The sequence below is a fragment of the Paenibacillus sp. BIHB 4019 genome (assembly GCF_002741035.1).
In the GTDB taxonomy this organism is placed as follows: domain Bacteria; phylum Bacillota; class Bacilli; order Paenibacillales; family Paenibacillaceae; genus Pristimantibacillus.
On sequence record NZ_CP016808.1, the window covers coordinates 3843190 to 3860884 of the forward strand.

Annotated in this window: 14 protein-coding genes; 6 read left to right on the forward strand and 8 right to left on the reverse strand. The window is 52.4% G+C overall.

What is annotated here, in order from left to right; all coding sequences use genetic code 11:
- Positions 1-127: 127 nt before the first annotated feature.
- The gene (locus tag BBD42_RS16685; RefSeq protein WP_099519068.1) at positions 128-1204 is read right to left on the reverse strand and encodes a M23 family metallopeptidase; all 1077 of its coding nucleotides are present in this window, start codon (positions 1202-1204) and stop codon (positions 128-130) included.
- A gap of 261 nt (positions 1205-1465) precedes the next feature.
- Between BBD42_RS16685 and lipA the strand changes: the two genes are divergently transcribed.
- Positions 1466-2374, forward strand: a complete 909-nt coding sequence (gene lipA / locus BBD42_RS16690; RefSeq protein WP_099519069.1) for a lipoyl synthase — start codon at positions 1466-1468, stop codon at positions 2372-2374.
- A 36-nt stretch (positions 2375-2410) separates the two neighbouring features.
- The gene (locus BBD42_RS16695) at positions 2411-3193 is read left to right on the forward strand and encodes a YutD family protein (protein WP_099519070.1); all 783 of its coding nucleotides are present in this window, start codon (positions 2411-2413) and stop codon (positions 3191-3193) included.
- A 134-nt stretch (positions 3194-3327) separates the two neighbouring features.
- Here BBD42_RS16695 and BBD42_RS16700 read toward each other — a convergent pair whose 3' ends face one another.
- The 5 genes from BBD42_RS16700 to BBD42_RS16725 form a co-directional block, all read right to left on the reverse strand.
- Positions 3328-4125 (reverse strand): NAD kinase, encoded by a 798-nt coding sequence (locus tag BBD42_RS16700; RefSeq protein WP_099519071.1) that lies wholly within the window; start codon positions 4123-4125, stop codon positions 3328-3330.
- A 107-nt stretch (positions 4126-4232) separates the two neighbouring features.
- Positions 4233-5396: a sporulation integral membrane protein YlbJ gene (ylbJ, locus tag BBD42_RS16705; RefSeq protein WP_099519072.1), complete on the reverse strand. Its 1164-nt coding sequence runs from the start codon at positions 5394-5396 to the stop codon at positions 4233-4235.
- Between the two features lie 482 nt (positions 5397-5878).
- The gene (locus BBD42_RS16715) at positions 5879-7003 is read right to left on the reverse strand and encodes a glycoside hydrolase family 88/105 protein (protein WP_481855878.1); all 1125 of its coding nucleotides are present in this window, start codon (positions 7001-7003) and stop codon (positions 5879-5881) included.
- A complete protein-coding gene (locus BBD42_RS16720) occupies positions 6960-8066 on the reverse strand; it encodes a dienelactone hydrolase family protein (protein WP_099519074.1) in 1107 nt (368 codons plus the stop codon). Before BBD42_RS16720 ends, BBD42_RS16715 begins: the two co-directional genes overlap by 44 nt.
- A gap of 33 nt (positions 8067-8099) precedes the next feature.
- The gene (locus BBD42_RS16725; RefSeq protein WP_099519075.1) at positions 8100-8990 is read right to left on the reverse strand and encodes a pectinesterase family protein; all 891 of its coding nucleotides are present in this window, start codon (positions 8988-8990) and stop codon (positions 8100-8102) included.
- An 85-nt stretch (positions 8991-9075) separates the two neighbouring features.
- Here BBD42_RS16725 and BBD42_RS16730 point away from each other — a divergent pair, with 85 nt between their 5' ends.
- Positions 9076-9957 (forward strand): helix-turn-helix transcriptional regulator, encoded by an 882-nt coding sequence (locus BBD42_RS16730; RefSeq protein ID WP_099519076.1) that lies wholly within the window; start codon positions 9076-9078, stop codon positions 9955-9957.
- A gap of 51 nt (positions 9958-10008) precedes the next feature.
- On the opposite strand, the gene BBD42_RS16735 is transcribed toward BBD42_RS16730, so the two are convergent.
- Both BBD42_RS16735 and BBD42_RS16740 read right to left on the reverse strand, forming a co-directional pair.
- Positions 10009-11430, reverse strand: coding sequence for a glycoside hydrolase family 28 protein (locus tag BBD42_RS16735; protein ID WP_099519077.1), 1422 nt, complete (start codon positions 11428-11430; stop codon positions 10009-10011).
- 16 nt (positions 11431-11446) lie between these two features.
- Complete coding sequence (locus tag BBD42_RS16740) at positions 11447-13015, reverse strand: glycoside hydrolase family 43 protein (RefSeq protein ID WP_099519078.1); 1569 nt, start codon at positions 13013-13015, stop codon at positions 11447-11449.
- Between the two features lie 198 nt (positions 13016-13213).
- Between BBD42_RS16740 and BBD42_RS16745 the strand changes: the two genes are divergently transcribed.
- The 3 genes from BBD42_RS16745 (at position 13214) to BBD42_RS16760 (ending at position 17605) form a co-directional block, all read left to right on the forward strand.
- Positions 13214-15475, forward strand: coding sequence for an AraC family transcriptional regulator (locus tag BBD42_RS16745; RefSeq protein WP_099519079.1), 2262 nt, complete (start codon positions 13214-13216; stop codon positions 15473-15475).
- Between the two features lie 276 nt (positions 15476-15751).
- On the forward strand, positions 15752-16708 hold the full coding sequence (locus BBD42_RS16755; RefSeq protein WP_099519081.1) for an ABC transporter permease: 957 nt from the start codon (positions 15752-15754) through the stop codon (positions 16706-16708).
- A 12-nt stretch (positions 16709-16720) separates the two neighbouring features.
- On the forward strand, positions 16721-17605 hold the full coding sequence (locus BBD42_RS16760) for a carbohydrate ABC transporter permease (RefSeq protein WP_099519082.1): 885 nt from the start codon (positions 16721-16723) through the stop codon (positions 17603-17605).
- The last annotated feature ends 90 nt before the right edge of the window (positions 17606-17695 follow it).

The following is a 17695-nucleotide window of genomic DNA, read 5'->3' on the forward strand; positions in this document are numbered from 1 at the left end:
TGACAACATGTTTGTCATCATTAAATCGGGCTGCTCACGAAAAATGAAGGCTGCGGACCATGAAAAAACCGCTAGTCGCCAGCCAGAGGCCAGCAATTAGCGGTACATAGTGGAGCTGGGCTGCTATTTACCCTTTCTTCATGCGCCGCAGTTCCTCGCGCTCCCATGCTTTCAGCAGCGGATACGGGTCGAAGGACCATTCGATCAGGCCGCGGTCACGGTAAATGCCGTAATGCAGATGGGGAGGGAATTTGCCTTGGGTTCCCGGTTTGCCATAGCCGGAGCTTCCAACCCAGCCGATCACTTGCCCCGGCTTGACGACGGTTCCGGCGGCGAGCGATTTATCGAACCCGGATAGGTGCGCGTAATAATGGTAATAATTGTTGAGATCACGGATGCCAATGCGCCAGCCGCCGAATGGGTTCCAGCCCTTCACCTCGACAATGCCGTAGCAGGTGCTTTTGACAGAGAGGCCGTGGCCAGCGAACAGATCGGTGCCTTCATGGCTGCGTCTGCCGCCCCAGCTGCGGGCGTTGCCCCAAGTGCTTTTATAAGAATAGTTATTCCCGACTGGGAGCGGAAAAGCATGCTCAAATAGATCTAGTCGCCCAAACGTTTCATAAATGCGTGTAAACTGCTGGATGCGCTGGACAGATCGGCTGTTATGATAATATTCCCATAGTCCGATAGCCAAATCGTCCTCCGTCGTTCCATGCTGCAAAATTTTGCTAGCGATCGCATACAGCAAATCAAAATCATTGTTGCGTTCCGCTTGCCCGTCGCCATCGCCGTCCCGGCCAATGCCGTTGAACCAGCGAATGGAAAGCGGCGATACGTCGGCTTTATTCGGATTCAGCAGGCCGCTCCATTGATCCTCTTCAATAAAGACGCCAACGGTTTGGCCTAGAAGCGGCCGCGTTTTGGGGCGTGCGCTGGACAGCGTGCGCTCATATTGATCAATAGCGGCAAGCTGGGGCCAAGATATGCCCGTCATCAAGCTTAATTTGTCGTACAACGTTTGCCGGGTAGCGAAAACTTCGGCAGCTTTGGGCGTGGTCTGCGCGGAATGCACTGGCAAAAGGCTTTCATCCTGGTGCTCTGCAGGTCGGGCCGCCGCAAGGACTTGCCCGGAGTGCCCGGTTAATAGGCAGGCGGAAAGTGTGAGTGCTGCTGCAAATCGCACGGTCTGTTTCAAGCTGTCCATCCTTTCTGTAGCTGTATGGCTTAATGGTTAGGTTTTGCAAATCATTGGTTTTTATGCGAAGCATGCACACTCGTCATCCATCGTAAATCTGTATGGCTTTTATCTGAAATTCGAATGAATCTAATGTGCGATAACGTGCTACATTGGGAAGAAACATGCTATAATAGCGAAAGTGATACGGCCAGGGCTTATCTTGAGACGGAACCATTAGAGCGTTTGAAGATACGACCTTGTTAAATGGAGTGAAAGCAGGGATGCCGGATGAAACCAACCAAACAAACAGAAAAACTGCCGAAGCCCGATTGGCTTCGCATTAAATTAACGACTGACGGCAATTACGCCGAAATAAAAGACATGATGCGCACCAAGACGCTGCATACCGTATGCGAGGAAGCGCGCTGTCCAAATATTTATGAATGCTGGGCGAATCGTACAGCAACCTTTATGATATTAGGCGACATTTGTACGAGGGCTTGCCGCTTCTGCGCGGTGAAGACAGGTATGCCGACGGAGCTTGATACACAGGAGCCGGAACGCGTTGCTGAAGCAGCTGAGCAGATGGGATTGCGCCACTGCGTCGTAACATCCGTAGCCCGTGATGATTTGAAGGATGGCGGCGCGTCTATTTTTGCCGGAACGATCCAAGCCATTCGCGAGCGCGTTATGTTTTGCCGCGTCGAGGTGCTTATTCCGGACTTCCTTGGCAATGAAGCTGCGCTTCAAGTGGTCATGGATGCAAAGCCGGATATTTTGAACCATAATATTGAGACGGTAGAGCGCCTTTCTGACCGTGTGCGTGCCCGGGCCAAATATGCCCGTTCATTGGAGCTTCTCAAACGCGCGAAGGCGATGAATCCGAAAATTCCGACGAAGTCGAGCATTATGCTAGGCCTTGGCGAAACGTTTGAAGAGATTTTGAAAACGATGGATGATTTGCGTGCTGTCGATTGCAATATTTTGACGTTAGGTCAATATTTGCAGCCAACGCCAAACCATCTGCCGTTAGTTCGCTACGTGCATCCAGATGAATTCGCCGCTTTGAAGGAAGAAGGATTGAAGCGCGGATTCCGGCATGTCGAGTCTGGCCCGCTCGTTCGCAGCTCTTATCATGCGCATGAGCAGACGGATTCTGCTGTCGCCGCTGAGGAGCGCGAGCTGAGCAGCGTATAAAGCTTGAACTGAAGCTTCGAGAGGTGGGAAGTCGTCTTGATTCAAATCGGTGGTAAAATCTATGAGCTTGTTCATGAGAACAGAAATGGCTGGAATCAAGAGGCCTTTCGTGCCCGCTACAGCGAGGTGCTGGAGCGGTATGATTATATCGTGGGCGACTGGGGCTATAGCCAGCTGCGCCTGAAAGGTTTTTTTAAAGACAACCATATGAAGTCAACTCGTGATACGATGTTCTCGTATGCATCGGATTACATTAATGAATATTGCAACTTCGGCTGCCCTTACTTTGTGCTGGAGAAGACCGGAAGCGTGAAGCAGTCTCCCGAGCTTGAGGAAGTGGACGAGGAAGATGCGCTGACGGCTGATCTCAATGACAAGCTGTTCACGGCGCTGGAGGAAGCTTTTCAGTCGGTGGGGCAGGAGGAAGACGGCCAAGTTGTGCAGGCTGCTGCTCCGGCAGCCAAGTCTTCTGGGGAAGCACGCGCTCTGAATCAGGGCCAGAAGCCAAGCCAGCAAGGCCAGAGCCATAATTCGCGCGGCGGCTCTGCCAATCGCAGCGAGGATTCTTCGCAGCGCAGCGGAGGCAAGCAGCGTGAGCGCCGCAGCTACCGGCCGAATGGCGGCAGTGGCGGAGGCGGAGAACGTGCTGATCGCAGCGGCGGCAAGAAGCCGCCGAGAGGACTTGCGGCAAGCAAGGAAATCGCGGCTTCCGCTGAAAGCAATGAGGGGGCGCCATCTCAGCCGCAGCGCCAGAAATCGCCATATCGCGGCAAAAACCGCCCAGCGAAAACGAATCATTCCGAGCCAACCGCAGAATAAGCCGAGGCAGGCTCCTATAACAGAAAGAAGAACCCTCGCTACTATGAGGGTTCTTCTTTTGCAGTTGTATCAAAAGAGCTGTCCTTCGGTCGATGACCGATAAGGACAGCTCTTTTGGCGGAATTTGCTCTGATTTACACTTCGTGCATATCGACGAAAGCGTCGCGGACCCGGTTCCAGAACGGGAATGGGCGATAGCGCGCAAAGCTGACCTTGCGGCTCGACACATTGCAGCGTATCGATAAAATGTCGCTGCGCAAAATGCTGAGCTGGTCGATGGTCAGCAGCATCCGCTGGTTTTTCTTCGAGATGATGTCGCAGTGGTGATGCTGCGGCAGCAGCAGCGAAGAGCCCAGCGTTCGGAAGACGCGATTGTTAATGGAAGCAATTTCGGCAATTTGTATCGATGCAATGGACGGATGGACGATTGCGCCCCCGACGCTTTTATTATAGGCGGTACTGCCGGAAGGCGTCGAAATGACGATACCATCGCCACGGAACATTTCGAAAGGCTCATCATTGACATTGATTTGGGCGACGAGCGTGCCGTCTACCCCTTTAAGCGTGAACTCGTTCAGCGCCATATAATGAAATTTTCCCTCGGCCGTCTCGACCTCGATTTCCGCGAGCGGATAGCGGACGATGCTAAGCTCCTTCTCGGCCATTAAAGCGACGAGCTCAGGCAGCTCATTTTTTTGCCAATCGGCGTAAAAGCCCAAATGTCCGGTATGTACCCCTACGAAGGCGACATCCATAATGCGATCAACATATTTGTGAAAAGCTTGCAGCAGCGTACCGTCTCCGCCGATGGATACGACAATTTCAGGTGCGTCGTCATTTCGAATGAAGCCGCGCTCCGCCGCCAGTGTATGGAACTGTTCCGCCAGTGACTGGGATATGGAATCGCCTCTGTCGATAACGGCATATTTCAAGGAATGCAGCCCCTTTTCAAATCTTCTGGTTACGTTCCCTTAAATGATATCGGAATACAGCCGTAAATTCAATGCGAGAAGCACATTTCATCCGATAAATCTGGGTATTAGGGCCCGAGCCAGCCCCATAACGCATAAACGAGCCCTAATGCGATAAAACCGTGCAGCAGCCTTGCGAGCATAAGCGGCTTGTAGCGCATATCGGTTTTGCTGACGAGGCTGGCCACCTGGGCGTGGACGGACAAACCTCCCCATGACAGCACCCATGCTGCGATTGCCGTTTGATGCAGCAGACCTGTGCCAGCTTCGCCGGCGGCGCGGGCGCCAAGGGTTACTTCGAACAGGCCGAATATGGCGGCATCGGCAAGCGCTGGCGGAAGCCCGAACAGCTCAAACAGCTGCCGCAGCATGGCAGCAAGCATGGTGATCAAGCCTGCTGACGTCAGCATTTCCATAATGACGGAGAAAAAAACAACGAGGCCGCCTACGACGATCATTAGTCGCAGCGCAGACTGAATCGCCTCTTGCAGCAGCTGGCCGAGGCCCCGTCCATCGAGCAGGCGAGCCTCGTGCATCGCCTTCAGCGCGTCTGCAAGGCGCGAACGGCGCAACGTGCGCAAGTGTAGAGAGTGCTGTGAGTGCTGTGAGTGCTTCGAAGACGTTGTCGTATGCAGCGGCTGATGGCGTGCCGAAACGGGCTTTGCGCCGGAATCGGACATGCCGCTGCTGCGCCGTGCTTCGGTAATCGGCGCATGCGGATCGTGGAAGCGCATGAGCAGGCCGATGATGAGCGCACCGCCATAATGGGCTGCCGCGAGCACGGGTGCCAGAGCGACATTGTGGAAGAAGCCGACTGATACGGCGCCGATTAGGAAGATGGGATCGGACGTCGTCGTAAAGGCGACAAGCCGTTCTCCCTCTGTGCGGTTGATGAGCTGCTGCTCATAGAGCTTGGCTGTCAGCCTGGCCCCAACCGGATAGCCGGATATATAGCCCATCGCCACCACGAAGCTGCCAATACCGGGAAGCTTGAACAGCGGGCGCATGAGCGGGTCCAGCAGCTTGCCGAAAAAATGGACGATGCCAAAGCCAAGCAGCAGCTCGGAAATGACGAAGAAGGGGAAAAGGGCAGGAAACAGCACCTGCCACCATATCGATAAGCCTCGCAGGGCAGATTCCAGCGCTTCATTGGGAAATACGGCCATTAACAGGGTGAGGAACACAGCAGCTAATCCTGTTAGGGCAGCGGGATGCGAGAGCGTGCGCAGCATGGTCAAGACCTCCCCTCAATATGACGCTTCACAGTCAAAGGGACTTGTCCCGGAAAATAGGCAAGCAGCCCGCAGCTCTGGCAGAAGTCCTTTGATCATCTTTATGCAGAAACTAGGACATCCATCACTTGCAAAGGAGGAAAAGCCTATAAAAATATTTTTAGTCCCGGAAAGAAAACGCTTGCAAAAAGGGTAGACGCGGGATTATTTTATGGTACAATGGAATTACCTTTGAATGCTTGGAGTGATGAGAATGAGTATAATCGCTGGCATCCTCGTCTGTGCTTTCGTCTATGTAATTAGGGAATCGCTTACAGCACCAGGAGAAGAGGACTACGAAGGCTACCACTAAATTAAACCTAATCCTTTTACAAAGCCCGCATAGCTATATGCGGGCCTTTTTTCATATAACAAATTATACAGCTACATTGTGCAGCTCAACATTGAAGGGCTGCGTAGGTGCAACTCTGCTCCAGGCAGGGCTACTCCAAATAACGCTCAACTTCAAGCGACGCAAGCAGCAAGGGGCCTATACCCATATAATGGTCAGATACGACCGCTTCAGAAATGTAATAATCGAAGGAGCCATTGCGATCTTTGCTGAGCCCCGCGCCATGGCAAATTTGATGAAGGTGGATGCCTTGGCTATCCTCCGTGACCAAATGGCGGATAATCCCTTCGTACCCTTTCAGCATGGCACCGCGCAAGCCGGACTCCAGATAACGTAGACGCAAGCCTTTAGCCATCGCGTAGACGAACATGATCGAACCTGTCGCCTCCAAATAATTGCCTTTACGCTTTCCTTGATCAAGCACCTGATACCATAAGCCGCTGTCTTTATCCTGCACGTCAACAAGCGCAAGGCACATCCGTTGAAAAATGCCGATAATCGTACCGCGTTTCGGGTGATCGATCGGGAAATGCTCCAGACAATCAACCAAAGCCATCGCATACCAGCCCATGGCCCGGCTCCAAAAATGCGAAGACAGGCCGGTATGCGAGTCTGCCCATTCCTGCTCCCCGGATTCATCCCAACCATGATACAGCAGCCCCGTGCGCTTGTCGCGGGTTTTACGTTCGACAAGCAGCAGTTGATGCGCGACCTCATTCATCAGCTCCGGACGGTCGAACACTTTCGCATATTCGGCCAGAAAAGGGGAGGCCATATACAGCCCATCGAGCCACATTTGGAATGGGTATACTTTCTTATGCCAGAAGCCGCCCTCGGAGGTGCGGGGCTGGCTAATCAATTGGGCAGCCAGTGTATCGGCAGCTTTCGAGTAGCGTTGTTCACCCGTGTTCTCATATTGAAAAAATAAATTTTTGCCCTGATTGATTTGATCCAGGTTGTATTCCTCCAGCGTATAGGAGCGAATCGTTCCGTCTTCTGCAATATAGTGATCCATATGGAGCTGCATGAAATGATAATATCGTTTTTCGTTCAGTTGAATGCCCGCGCGGGCCATCGCCATCAGCAGCATGCCGGGAACATAGGCCCAACGCTCCATTGGATAATGGTGAAAGCCGTCTGGGCCGCATTGGCTCATGATGGTTTCGGCTACTTTACCCGCCCATCCTGTCAAATGAACCTGTTGTTGCTCCATCATCGTTACGATCCCCTCCTGCAATTGTCGTTTGCTCCAGCAGCTGGGTTCGCAGCCAGGCGTAAGCAGCATCTCCGTGAATTTCATGTCCTCCATCAAAAAAGACAGCTTGCACAGCATCTGGCGCCCCGGCGGCGCTATATATGCTGCGCAGCTCAGCGTATGCCTGCCGTGCAGACTGCTGCGGGAATAAGTGGTCAACAGCCCCTGCTTCCAGAAAAAGGCCTCGCGGCGCAATGAGCCCGAGCAGCTCAGGCATTTCCGCTTCCAGCAGCACGCCCGGAATATAATTGTCCAGGCAGTGATTGCGTGCCAAAATGCTGCTTTCAAACAGGCTTGCATAACCGCTGACTACGGCGCAGCGGATTCTGTCGTCCATAGCGGCCGTAAAACCCGCAACAAGACCGCCGCCGGAAATGCCCATAATTGCGATGTTAGTGGATTCCACATCGCTGCGTTCCTGCAAATAATCGATGACTCTCGAGGTCTCATAGACGCGCAAGCCTGCAAGTGTGCGCCCTGTAAGCAGCAAATGCACAGCTAGCATGAAGCAGGAGTTTTTTGCAGGCGAGTCTGCGGCCTTATCCTCATCCAGCCTGCGGTCGCCGAAGCCGAGCAGCTCAGGGGCTGCGACCACATACCCTTCTTTTACAAGCGCTATGGCAAAATCTTTATGCAAGCCCGAAGCGCCGGAGCGTTCCGAGCCATCTGGTTCAAGCCCGACGATTTCCCGGCTGCCGTATCCGTGGCCGTGGCAGGCAATGACAGCCGGAGAGGGCTGCGCCGCGGGATTATCCGGCAGCAGCACATACATGGCCATCCGCAGTCCGTCTACAGTGGCGATTTCCACACGTTCCCGTATATAGCCATCGCATTGTGTTCGTTCCAACAAGCGCGGCTCCAGAGGCTGATGCTCGTGCAGAGCATAATGGCCTAGCAGTTGTCCAAACGAAGCCTTTACTGTCTCCCGGCGCTGCTCGGGATTCGCAGCAGAACGGGCGGAATGTCTATTAGCAGCTGCCTGCTGGACAAGCGATTGCAAATAATGCTCAAGCTTTAAGGACATGCTGTTGCCCTCCCTCTTTAATCGTTCGATTGATCAGTAGCCTTCGGGATGCCAGCCATCAAGGATGGCAATGATGCGATAGTTGGCCGCCTCGTCTGCTTCAAGCTGCCTGGACCAAGAAACGCGCGCTCTTGCAGCTGCTCCTTCGCCAAAGCTGCCAAACTCTTCATAGCGGCTTGTAGCTTCACGATCCGGCTGCCCCCAGTTATGCCAGCCTTCAGGTGTGATCGAGCCGTCTATCGATGTGCGGATGAATGCAACATGGGCATAGGGCCGCCATGGCCTGCCTAAATAAACATCCACGACTCCTTCGGCTCCGGTAATTTTGCAATCGAGGAATACATAGCCGAACGCGGCATCCTCGGGTGTCGAGGCAGCCGTAATATAGCCTCGGGAGCGTTTGTTATGCAAGTGGCAGCTTTCAAATACGGCCGTCGCTGCCCCGAAAATATAATCGACATCGCCTTCAATGTAGCACTCGCTGTAATATTGCTTGCCTTTGCCCGTATACAGCGTATCCTGATCGCCCAGCAGCCTGACGCGGCGGAATACAGCTTGATCCGAATCGACGAACGCGGCTACAGCCTGGCCTGTGCCAGGCCCCGAGGCGTTGCGAATCGTCACATTTTCCGCAGTGAATGCTTCTGCCCAAACATTTAAAGTGCCTGAACGAAACGTTCCGAGCGGCTCCCCGTCCGGTCCCAGCGTATGGGCATTGTCTGACCAAGTAATAATCGTTTTCTCGCTGTCTTCCCCGAGCAGCAGTATAGGCGGGGCAGAGGCTGGAATCGTGATCTTTTCCTCATAAATTCCCGGTCTGATGCGAATCGTGACCGCTTCGGCACAATCCGCCGGAATAGAGTCAATGGCCGCCTGCAAGCGGCTGTAATCAGCATGGTCTTCTTTGGATACGGTAATCAGCATAGCGAGCGCTCCTTTCAAATAAGCGAAGTTTTATCTATAATGGGAGGTATTATTGTGAACCTTGTTTCCATACGGAGGAATGCCCATGACCGCGTCTGCGTCCGATAGCCTCAATCCGAAATATCATATGGAAGACGGCAAGCTGAGCATTCAGCATATGAAGCGCAAAGGCGCCACCGCGATGCCTCGTCCACACAGCCATGCATCGGTCGAGCTGTACTACCTGCTGGATGGCGAGCGTGTCTATTTTGTGGACGGGCAGGTGGTTACCGTGCATAAAGGCGAGCTTATTATGATTGCCGGGCATGAAATTCATGCGACGGCCAGCTCCGAGGTAGCGGAATTTGAGCGAATCCTCATTAATTATGACCCTGCCATTTTGCCGCGAGCATTGCAAACGCTGGAGCTGCTGCTTCATGGACGAGGGTTTCGCGTCTTCCCGCTTTCGCTGCGCGAGCAGGGGGAAACGGAACGCCTCCTTAACAAAATGCTGGATGAAAGCCGGCAGGAAAAGCCTTTTTACGAATCCTATTGCCTATCCTTGCTGGCGGAGCTGATCATTTTGCTAGGCCGCTTCGAGAATACGGCAAGCCGGTCAAATCCTTCTCGTTACTCGCTGCATAATAAAGTGTCTGAAATCGCGACTTATGTGCGTGAGCATTATCGTGAAGCCGTGACGCTGGAGGATACGGCGAAGCATTTTTACTTGAGCAGCTCCTATCTCAGCCGAATCTTTCATAAGCTTACCGGCTTCCGCTTTCGGGAATACATCATTCACATCCGGGTTCGTGAAGCGCAGCAGCTGCTTGGCGGCTCCCGCCAAAAAATTCAGGAAATCGCGTTAGCTGTAGGCTTCGAGCATTTATCCCATTTCAATAAGACGTTTAAAAAAGCGACCGGCCTTACACCTATGGAGTACCGCAAGCAGGCAAAAAACGGACAAGCTCCGCCGCATCAGCCTTTTTAAGGGAGGTGCTTTGCTTGCGAGCTGCTATTGCCGTCCTTTTATACGCCAATGCTACTCAACGATCGAATGGTTACATTGATACAGCTGAACCTCGGGGAGCGTTGACGTATGCAGCTTCAATTTCTCCAGCTTTAAATGATCGGCATAGCGGGCGATTACCCCGTTAACCGCTGTTGCCTCGAGCCCATCAACCGTTAAGCCGCTTAGCGGCAGCTCGGGAAGCCCGTTAATGAGCAAAGCTGTTGCAGCGCCGTGGCAGGTCAGCTCGCGCAGTGTAATATTGCGGAAGACGGGCGTTTCCTCTGTCACCTCAACAAGCTGCTCATCGCAGCCCTCCGAGCCTTCCACCCCGGCATAAAAGAAATGAAACGAAATGGCCTCGCGCACAATATCTGCCATTTGAATTCTTTCCATGACAATATCTTCAACTACGCCGCCGCGGCCGCGAACGCTTTTGAAGCGCAAGCCAATATCCGTGCTGATGAACTGGCAGTCAGATGCATACACGGCTTTGACGCCGCCGGACATTTCGCTTCCAATTACAATGCCGCCATGGCCATGGTAGACGGTGCAATGCCGGATCGTTACGAATTCGCAGGGCAGTGCCCGATTTCTGGCCTCCTCGCCCTTGCCCGACTTCAAGCATATAGCGTCATCGCCAACGTCGAAGGTGCAATGCTCGATGAGCGAGTGGCGGCAGGATTCCAGATCAAGGCCATCTCCATTTTGGGAATGCCAAGGGTTGCGAACGTTCAGCCGCCGGATCGTTACCTGCTCGCAGTTGTACAGGTGCAAGCACCAGGCGGGCGAATTTTGAAACGTTGGCCCATCAAGCCGTACCCTAGAGCAGCCGCGCAGACTAAGCAGGGTGGGACGGAGATAGGCTCTTGCTGGTAAATAGGCCTCGCAAGCCGTTACACCACGCTGGCGCAGTTCATGAGCAAGTGCTTCTCCTTCCATCGCCTCAAGCGACGGCCACCACATATTTCCTTCATCATTAACGGCTCCGCCGGATTGAAGCAGTCCATTCCATTGCTCATTCGTCAGCTTAAAGCGTTTGACGGGACGCCAGCCTTGTCCGCCCCCGTCGAAAATGCCCCCGCCCGTAATCGCAATGTCTTCCAGATTTTCGCCATCGAGCGGCGCTTGGCAGCGAACAGCCGATTCTCCCTCAAAATGCGAGGCCACAAGCGGATACAGGTCAGCCTTTGGCTCGAACAATACCAGTGCGCCTTGCTGCGCATGAAGCTCGATTCGGCTATGCAGGCGCAGAGGCCCAGTCCGCCATAAGCCAGGCGGAATGATTACGCGGCCGCCTCCCGCAGCGGAGCAGGCATCGATCGCCTGCTGGAACGAAGCGGTACACAGCGTCAGGCTGCCCGGCACAGCTCCAAATTCCGTTACGAGGAAGCTTTTGTCTGGAATAGCCGGCAATGCCGGAAGCGGATATCGCATCTTTTCCGTAGTATCCATTCGTCAAGCCTCCTGCCTAATCTGCAATCGGTTCGTAGCTGAACCAGTCGAAATCCGCATAATGTGTGCGATCTGCACGGGCGGAAGCAGCATACATCCCCATATAGGCGCCCGTAAAACCTCCGGCCTTATCGGTGCTGAGTAGGGTACCATCTGCTGCTTCGCCAAGCGGCTGCCAATTTGGCGACCCGGCTTCACGCCAGAAGAAGCTATAGCTTTGGCCATGCGCCTCGGCCTTCAATTCCAGATTGTTTCCGCTGTAAGGAATGGCGGCGAGCACGGTTTCTTCCCCTTGTCTCCGCTCGGTAAGGCGAATTTCCGAGCTTCCTTCATAGCTGCCGTATTCTGCGCGGAACTGGAAGTCGGCATTTTGCAGCAGGACGATACCGGCGGCATCGCCAGCTTGCTCTGGCGCAAAGTTCATGGTGGTCTGAGCACGGAAATTCATATGCTGCTGTCTGCGTCCGACGAAGGACGGGTTGCTGTCAGCAGCGATGGAGTCCGGCTTTAGCTTAAGGCGCAATGAGCCCGGATTTTCTGTGAGACTCCAGAAATCGCCGCGAGGGGTGCGAATAAAGTTCCAGATCGGCGAGAGCTCCGGCTGGTCGAAGTCATCGCGCGCCGGCAGCTGCGGCCATGGCGTTTCCGGCAAGCTTGGAGCCAAAGCCTCCAACTCCAAAATTCCTTTGCCGGGATTGACGACCGGCCATTCCCGCTCCCAAACAACGGGCACAAGGAACGTTTCACGCCCCAAATTGCGGAAGTAGCCGCCATAAGGCCTGGAAGCGAGACAAAGCATCCACCAGTCTCCATGCTGCGTTTCAATCAGCTCGCCATGGCCGACGTTGACGATCGGATAGCTGCGGCCCAGATGGCGATGAGTGAGAATCGGATTGCCCTTATACCCCTCATAGGGACCGGCTGCCGATTCGCTGCGCGCAATCGTAATCGCATGGGTATGGCCAGTTCCTCCCTCAGCGATCAGCAAATAGTACCAGCTGCCGATTTTGTACAAGTGAGGGCCTTCTTGGGCGTGGGCCACCTTCAGTGCGCCTTGCCAGATGCTCGTCTTCGGTCCGACCAGCTTCCCGCTTTCCAAATCCAGCTCTTGCAGCCAAATGTCCATATGCTTTGGATAAAGCTGGCCTTCTGGGGGGAAGCGGTTTCCGGTATAATAAACCTTGCCGTCTTCATCAAAAAACAAGGAAGGGTCTATCCCCGGCGCATCCTCCAGCCATACGGGGTCCGACCAGCTTCCGGCGGGATCGGTTGCGGTGACATAGAAGTTATGGCATTCCTTGTCGTTGTCTACAAAGGTCGTAATCATATAATAGGTCCCGTTATGATAGCGCAGCGTTGGCGCCCAAATGCCCCTTGATGGAGCAATTGCATCCAAATTGAGCTGGGAAGGACGATCAAGCACATGTCCAATTTGCCGCCAATTGACCAGATCCTTGCTGTGAAAAATCGGAACTCCGGGGAAAAACTCAAAGCTTGATGTAACCAAATAATAGTCTTCTCCGACGCGTATCGCTGACGGATCGGGATAAAAGCCGGGTAGAACAGGGTTTTGGAATGTGCGCATGCTGTTTGCCTCCTAGCAGTAAATAAAATGTAAGCCCATACAAGTATAGATCAAAAAAACATCATAATCTTGAAACTTTCATGCCCAATTTCGTGTTTTTTATATATTCTTGTCATATTTGTGCTAGTTTCAGCTGATAAGGCAGTTAACTTTCCTCGAAGAAATGTGTATAGTGGAAACTATAAAGGGGCGATAGCGATGGCTGGAGAGAAGCAACTGCAAGTCCGTTTTTTTATGAGCTTAGCGCTGATTTCGATTTGCTCGGTGCTCGTTCTGTCCACGGTGCTGTTTTTCTGGTTCCGGGAAAAAACGATAGACAATGTCAATAAAGCGAACGAGACCGTCCTCCTCAATACAGAGACGGTATTTATGAAATATATGGACATGGTGCAAAATTACACGATGGACTTTTACCATAATCCGAACATCTATACCGTTATGCAGAGCGGAGACAACAGTTGGAGCGAACAGCTGTATAGTGCGCTTAGCCAAATTCGCGGCACGCTGACGATCAACAATTTTATTGAAAACGCTTATATTTTGGGGCCGGGCGCTCCCGTCATGATGTTCGAGAACAATCCGCTTGGCAAGGCGGCAAAGCAGGAGCTGTTCGAGCGTGTTCGGGACAGCGAAATTAGGCAATCCCCGTTTGTGTGGAATGCGACGCTGAATAATGGGCAAAACGAAACGATGATGACCATTTTTTATAATGATCGGGCTTTCAGCAGCAGCGAATACAATGGTGCCATCGCGATGACGATCAACCTGAGGAAGCTGCAGGAAAACTTATTTAATACGAGCAATGAAGGAGATACACGCTATGCGGTTCTAAATGCAGACCGCATCGTGCTCATGCAGAGCAACTCTTCGGAGGAAGCGTTCGATAGCAGGCTGCTGCAGCAAATTGTGTCTGTACAAAGCAAGGAGGGCACGCTTGTATGGAAAACAGACGGCGGGGACAAAAAACTGATTACGTATCATCAGTCGCAAAATGGAGGGCTGTGGTTTATTTCGGAAACCTCTTATAAAAATAGCGTCCGCGACATCGCAAGCGCCCGCAATCTAATGGTCGGGCTTTGCCTTGTGCTGATAGCTGCTGCTTCAGCTATTGCTGCCTTTGTGTCCTATCGCATGTATAAGCCAATCGGTACATTGTTTGGGACGATACGCAATTTGTCCGACGATCGGCTTGCGTTCCCGCATGGTGGCGGTTTTGATGAAGCGAACCGGGAGCTTGAGAAAATTGGGCATCGGGTCAAGGCGCTCAAGCAGGAAAATGAAGACAGCGCGCTGCTGCGCTGGCTAACGTCGCCTTACCGTGCTGACGAGCATGTGCCTTCTGCACTGCCGCCGATTAATCAGACAGGCGACAATGGGACATTTTGCGTGGCTGTGCTGCATATCGGTTTGTCCAGCGGAGATGGCAGCCTGCCTGCGACTAAGTGGAGAGAACATATCCGCGGCTTGCCAGAGCTGGCTGAGCAGCTGTTTGCTGGGACGGGCACCTGCCGCGGCTTCTTCCCGCATCATGAAGCCGCCGTTCTCATTGTCAGCGAGACGGAGAACGGCAGCTTTGGAGATTATGTGACGTTTCGCGAACGATGGGAACAGCTATGCGGCTCCATAAGGCAGTGGGATGGGGTTGCATGCTCCATTGGCATAAGCCGTCTATCTGCCGATTCCTTGCAGCTGAAGCAAATGTACGACGAAGCCAGCAACAGCCTTCAATATATAAAGCTGCATGAGCATTTGTCTCTCAGCTTCGCAGATGACATCATTCATTTGAACAGCAGCTCCGTTCCTGACAGCACGCTTGAATTTGTGCTTCAAGCGGTCAGAAGCCAAGAGCGCGAGCTGCTGCCAAAAGCGGTCGAGCGTTTGCTTGCAGTCGCATGCAGCTACAAAGTAGAGCAGGCGACGGTTGCGTTGTCCAGACTGGCTTCAGACCTTCAGAAAATAGCGGAAACCGGCCTTGCCGAAAGCATGCCGCGGCATACGGATTTCCTGGATCATTATCAGCGCATCTGGCGTATGCGAAGCTATACGGAGCTGCGAGCATGGCTGGAGCAGTTATGCTTTGAGGCATATGAGAAGCTGAATGAAGTAAATACGGTACAAACCCGCAATTTGGCTAGCGAAGCCATTGCTTATATTCGCAGCCATTTCGGTGACCAGACGCTTTCCTTGAACGGTCTTGCAGAGAAGCTGACGATTAGTCCGCCTTACTTAAGCCGCCTGATTACAGAAGCGACGGGCAGCAGCTTTCCCGATTTTGTCAATCTGGTTAGATTGGAGCATGCCCGCAGCATCCTCATTGCCGAGCTTGAACTCGACATCCGTGAAATTGCTGAAAAATCAGGCTATAACAGCAGCACCTATTTTACAACGCTATTCAAAAAACGCTATGGCGTAACGCCATCCAAATGGCGCCTGAATTATATTTTGCAGAAGGAAAATTGACGATTAAGGCAGGGCGAGCAAACGGAAAAAAGGGCATATTAAGCGGTCCTTCCTCAATCGAGGAAGGGCCGCTTTTTCTATTTCAGTCTTGCTGTCCGCCTTGGAAAGCCGCGTTTCTAGCGGCTTTTTTTTATTTTTTAAGGGATTTCACTTTTTTTAAGCCTGCTTATTTCGCGCTGTTTAAGCGTTTTCATTTATTTGTGATTGCGCTTTCATTTTGAGCGGGGCTATAGTGGACCCACAGACCGAAACTAAAACCAGAGGGAGTGAAACATCATGTCAGACGAAGCTATTCAGCTTAGCAAAGCAGTAGGCGGAAGGCGACGGTTCAAGTCGCTGCGCAATGACAGTTCGCTGTTTTTGCTTGCGCTGCCTGGCGTTATTGTACTTGTACTATTCGCCTATCTGCCCATGAGCGGGCTCATACTCGTATTCAAAAACTACAATTTCAATGGCGGCATATTCGGCAGTCCTTGGGCAGGCTTCGCAAACTTTGAATTTTTCTTCTCAAGCATGGACAATGCGATCCGCGCCACGCGCAATACCGTCATGCTGAACGTATTGTACATGCTTACAGGCACGTTCTTCTCAGTAGCCATCGCGATCGTGCTGAATGAGCTCAGAGGCAAGCTTTTTATCAAAATTACGCAAAGCGTCATGTTTTTTCCTTATTTTATTTCCTGGATCGTCATTGGGGCGATATTGTTTTCCTTCCTCGACTTTGACAAGGGGGTCATGAACCGCCTGCTCGAGGGAGTGGGTATGCAGCCTGTTGACTGGTACTCCAATCCGTGGCTGTTCGTAGTTGTGCTCGTACTTGCAAATATTTGGAAAAGCGCGGGCTATGGCGCCATCATTTATTATGCGGTGCTGCAAGGCATCGATCCTTCTTATTATGAGGCCGCGCGAATAGATGGCGCCTCGCGCATACAGCTGATTACGCGCATTACGCTGCCTCTGCTGATTCCGTCGATCATACTGCTTACTTTGCTTGGAATCGGGGGGATGCTCAAGGGCGATCTCAGCATGATTATGGGCGTCACCTTCCTGAACCCGCTGCTGCTTCCGACTACCGACATTATCGACGTGTATGTATACCGTACAGCCATCCGCTCCGGCGAATTCGGCTTCGCTTCAGCTATTACGCTTTATCAGTCCGTCTTCGGGTTTCTGCTCGTGCTGATCGCAAACAAGCTGGCTGGATGGTATGACAAGGAAAGCAAACTATTTTAGGAGACATGTGATATGGCTAATCAAGAAAACAAAACGCTTATTATATTCTTTTATGCCTGCATCAGCCTATTCGCCCTTATTTGCCTGGTTCCATTCGTATTAGCCGTCTCAGGCTCGTTTTCGACGGAGTCAAGGCTTGCGGCAGAGGGTTATTCCTTTCTGCCCCGAGGCTTCAGCCTAGACACGTATGCCTTTATGTTTGGCTCGAAGGCGGAGCAAATTTTGCAAGCGTATTTGACGTCCGCAGTCGTTACGGTGCTTGGCACAGCGTCCGCCGTGCTCGTTACGACAGCCTACGCCTACGTTATATCGGTGAAGGGCTTCCGCTACCGCAACTTTTTCGCCTTTATGGCTTATTTCACGATGCTGTTCAGTGGCGGCACGCTGCCTTGGTATATTTTGGCTACGAAATATTATCATCTGGACAATACGCTTGCTGGCCTGTTCGTTCCTTACTTGCTCAACGTGTTTCTTATGTATTTGCAAGCCAATTATTTCAAAAGCATTCCGCATGAAATTATTGAATCCGCTCAAATCGACGGTGCGGGCCACATTCATATCTTTTTCCGTATTATGCTGCCGCTTGGACAGGTTGGCCTTGTGACGATCTCCCTATTTTATGCGCTGCAGTTCTGGAATGATTTCTACTTGCCGCTGCTGCTTGTTTCGGAGGAGAGGCTGTATACGATCCAATATATGATGTACAACATGATGGCTAACATTCAATATTTGGCTTCTGGAAACAGCGCGCAAATTGGCGGCGCTATCGTTGCCCCTCCTCTGGAGACGGCCAAGATGGCGATGACCTGTCTGACCGTGCTGCCGATCGCGATTTTGTATCCGTTCCTCCAGCGTTATTTTGTAAGGGGAATCATCGTCGGTTCCGTCAAGGGCTGATACGGCTTTTTGCGGTTGTACATGGTATGATGGACGAATTCCTTTATATTAGATCAGCGTCCATGTTGCCATTGAACAATATACAAACAT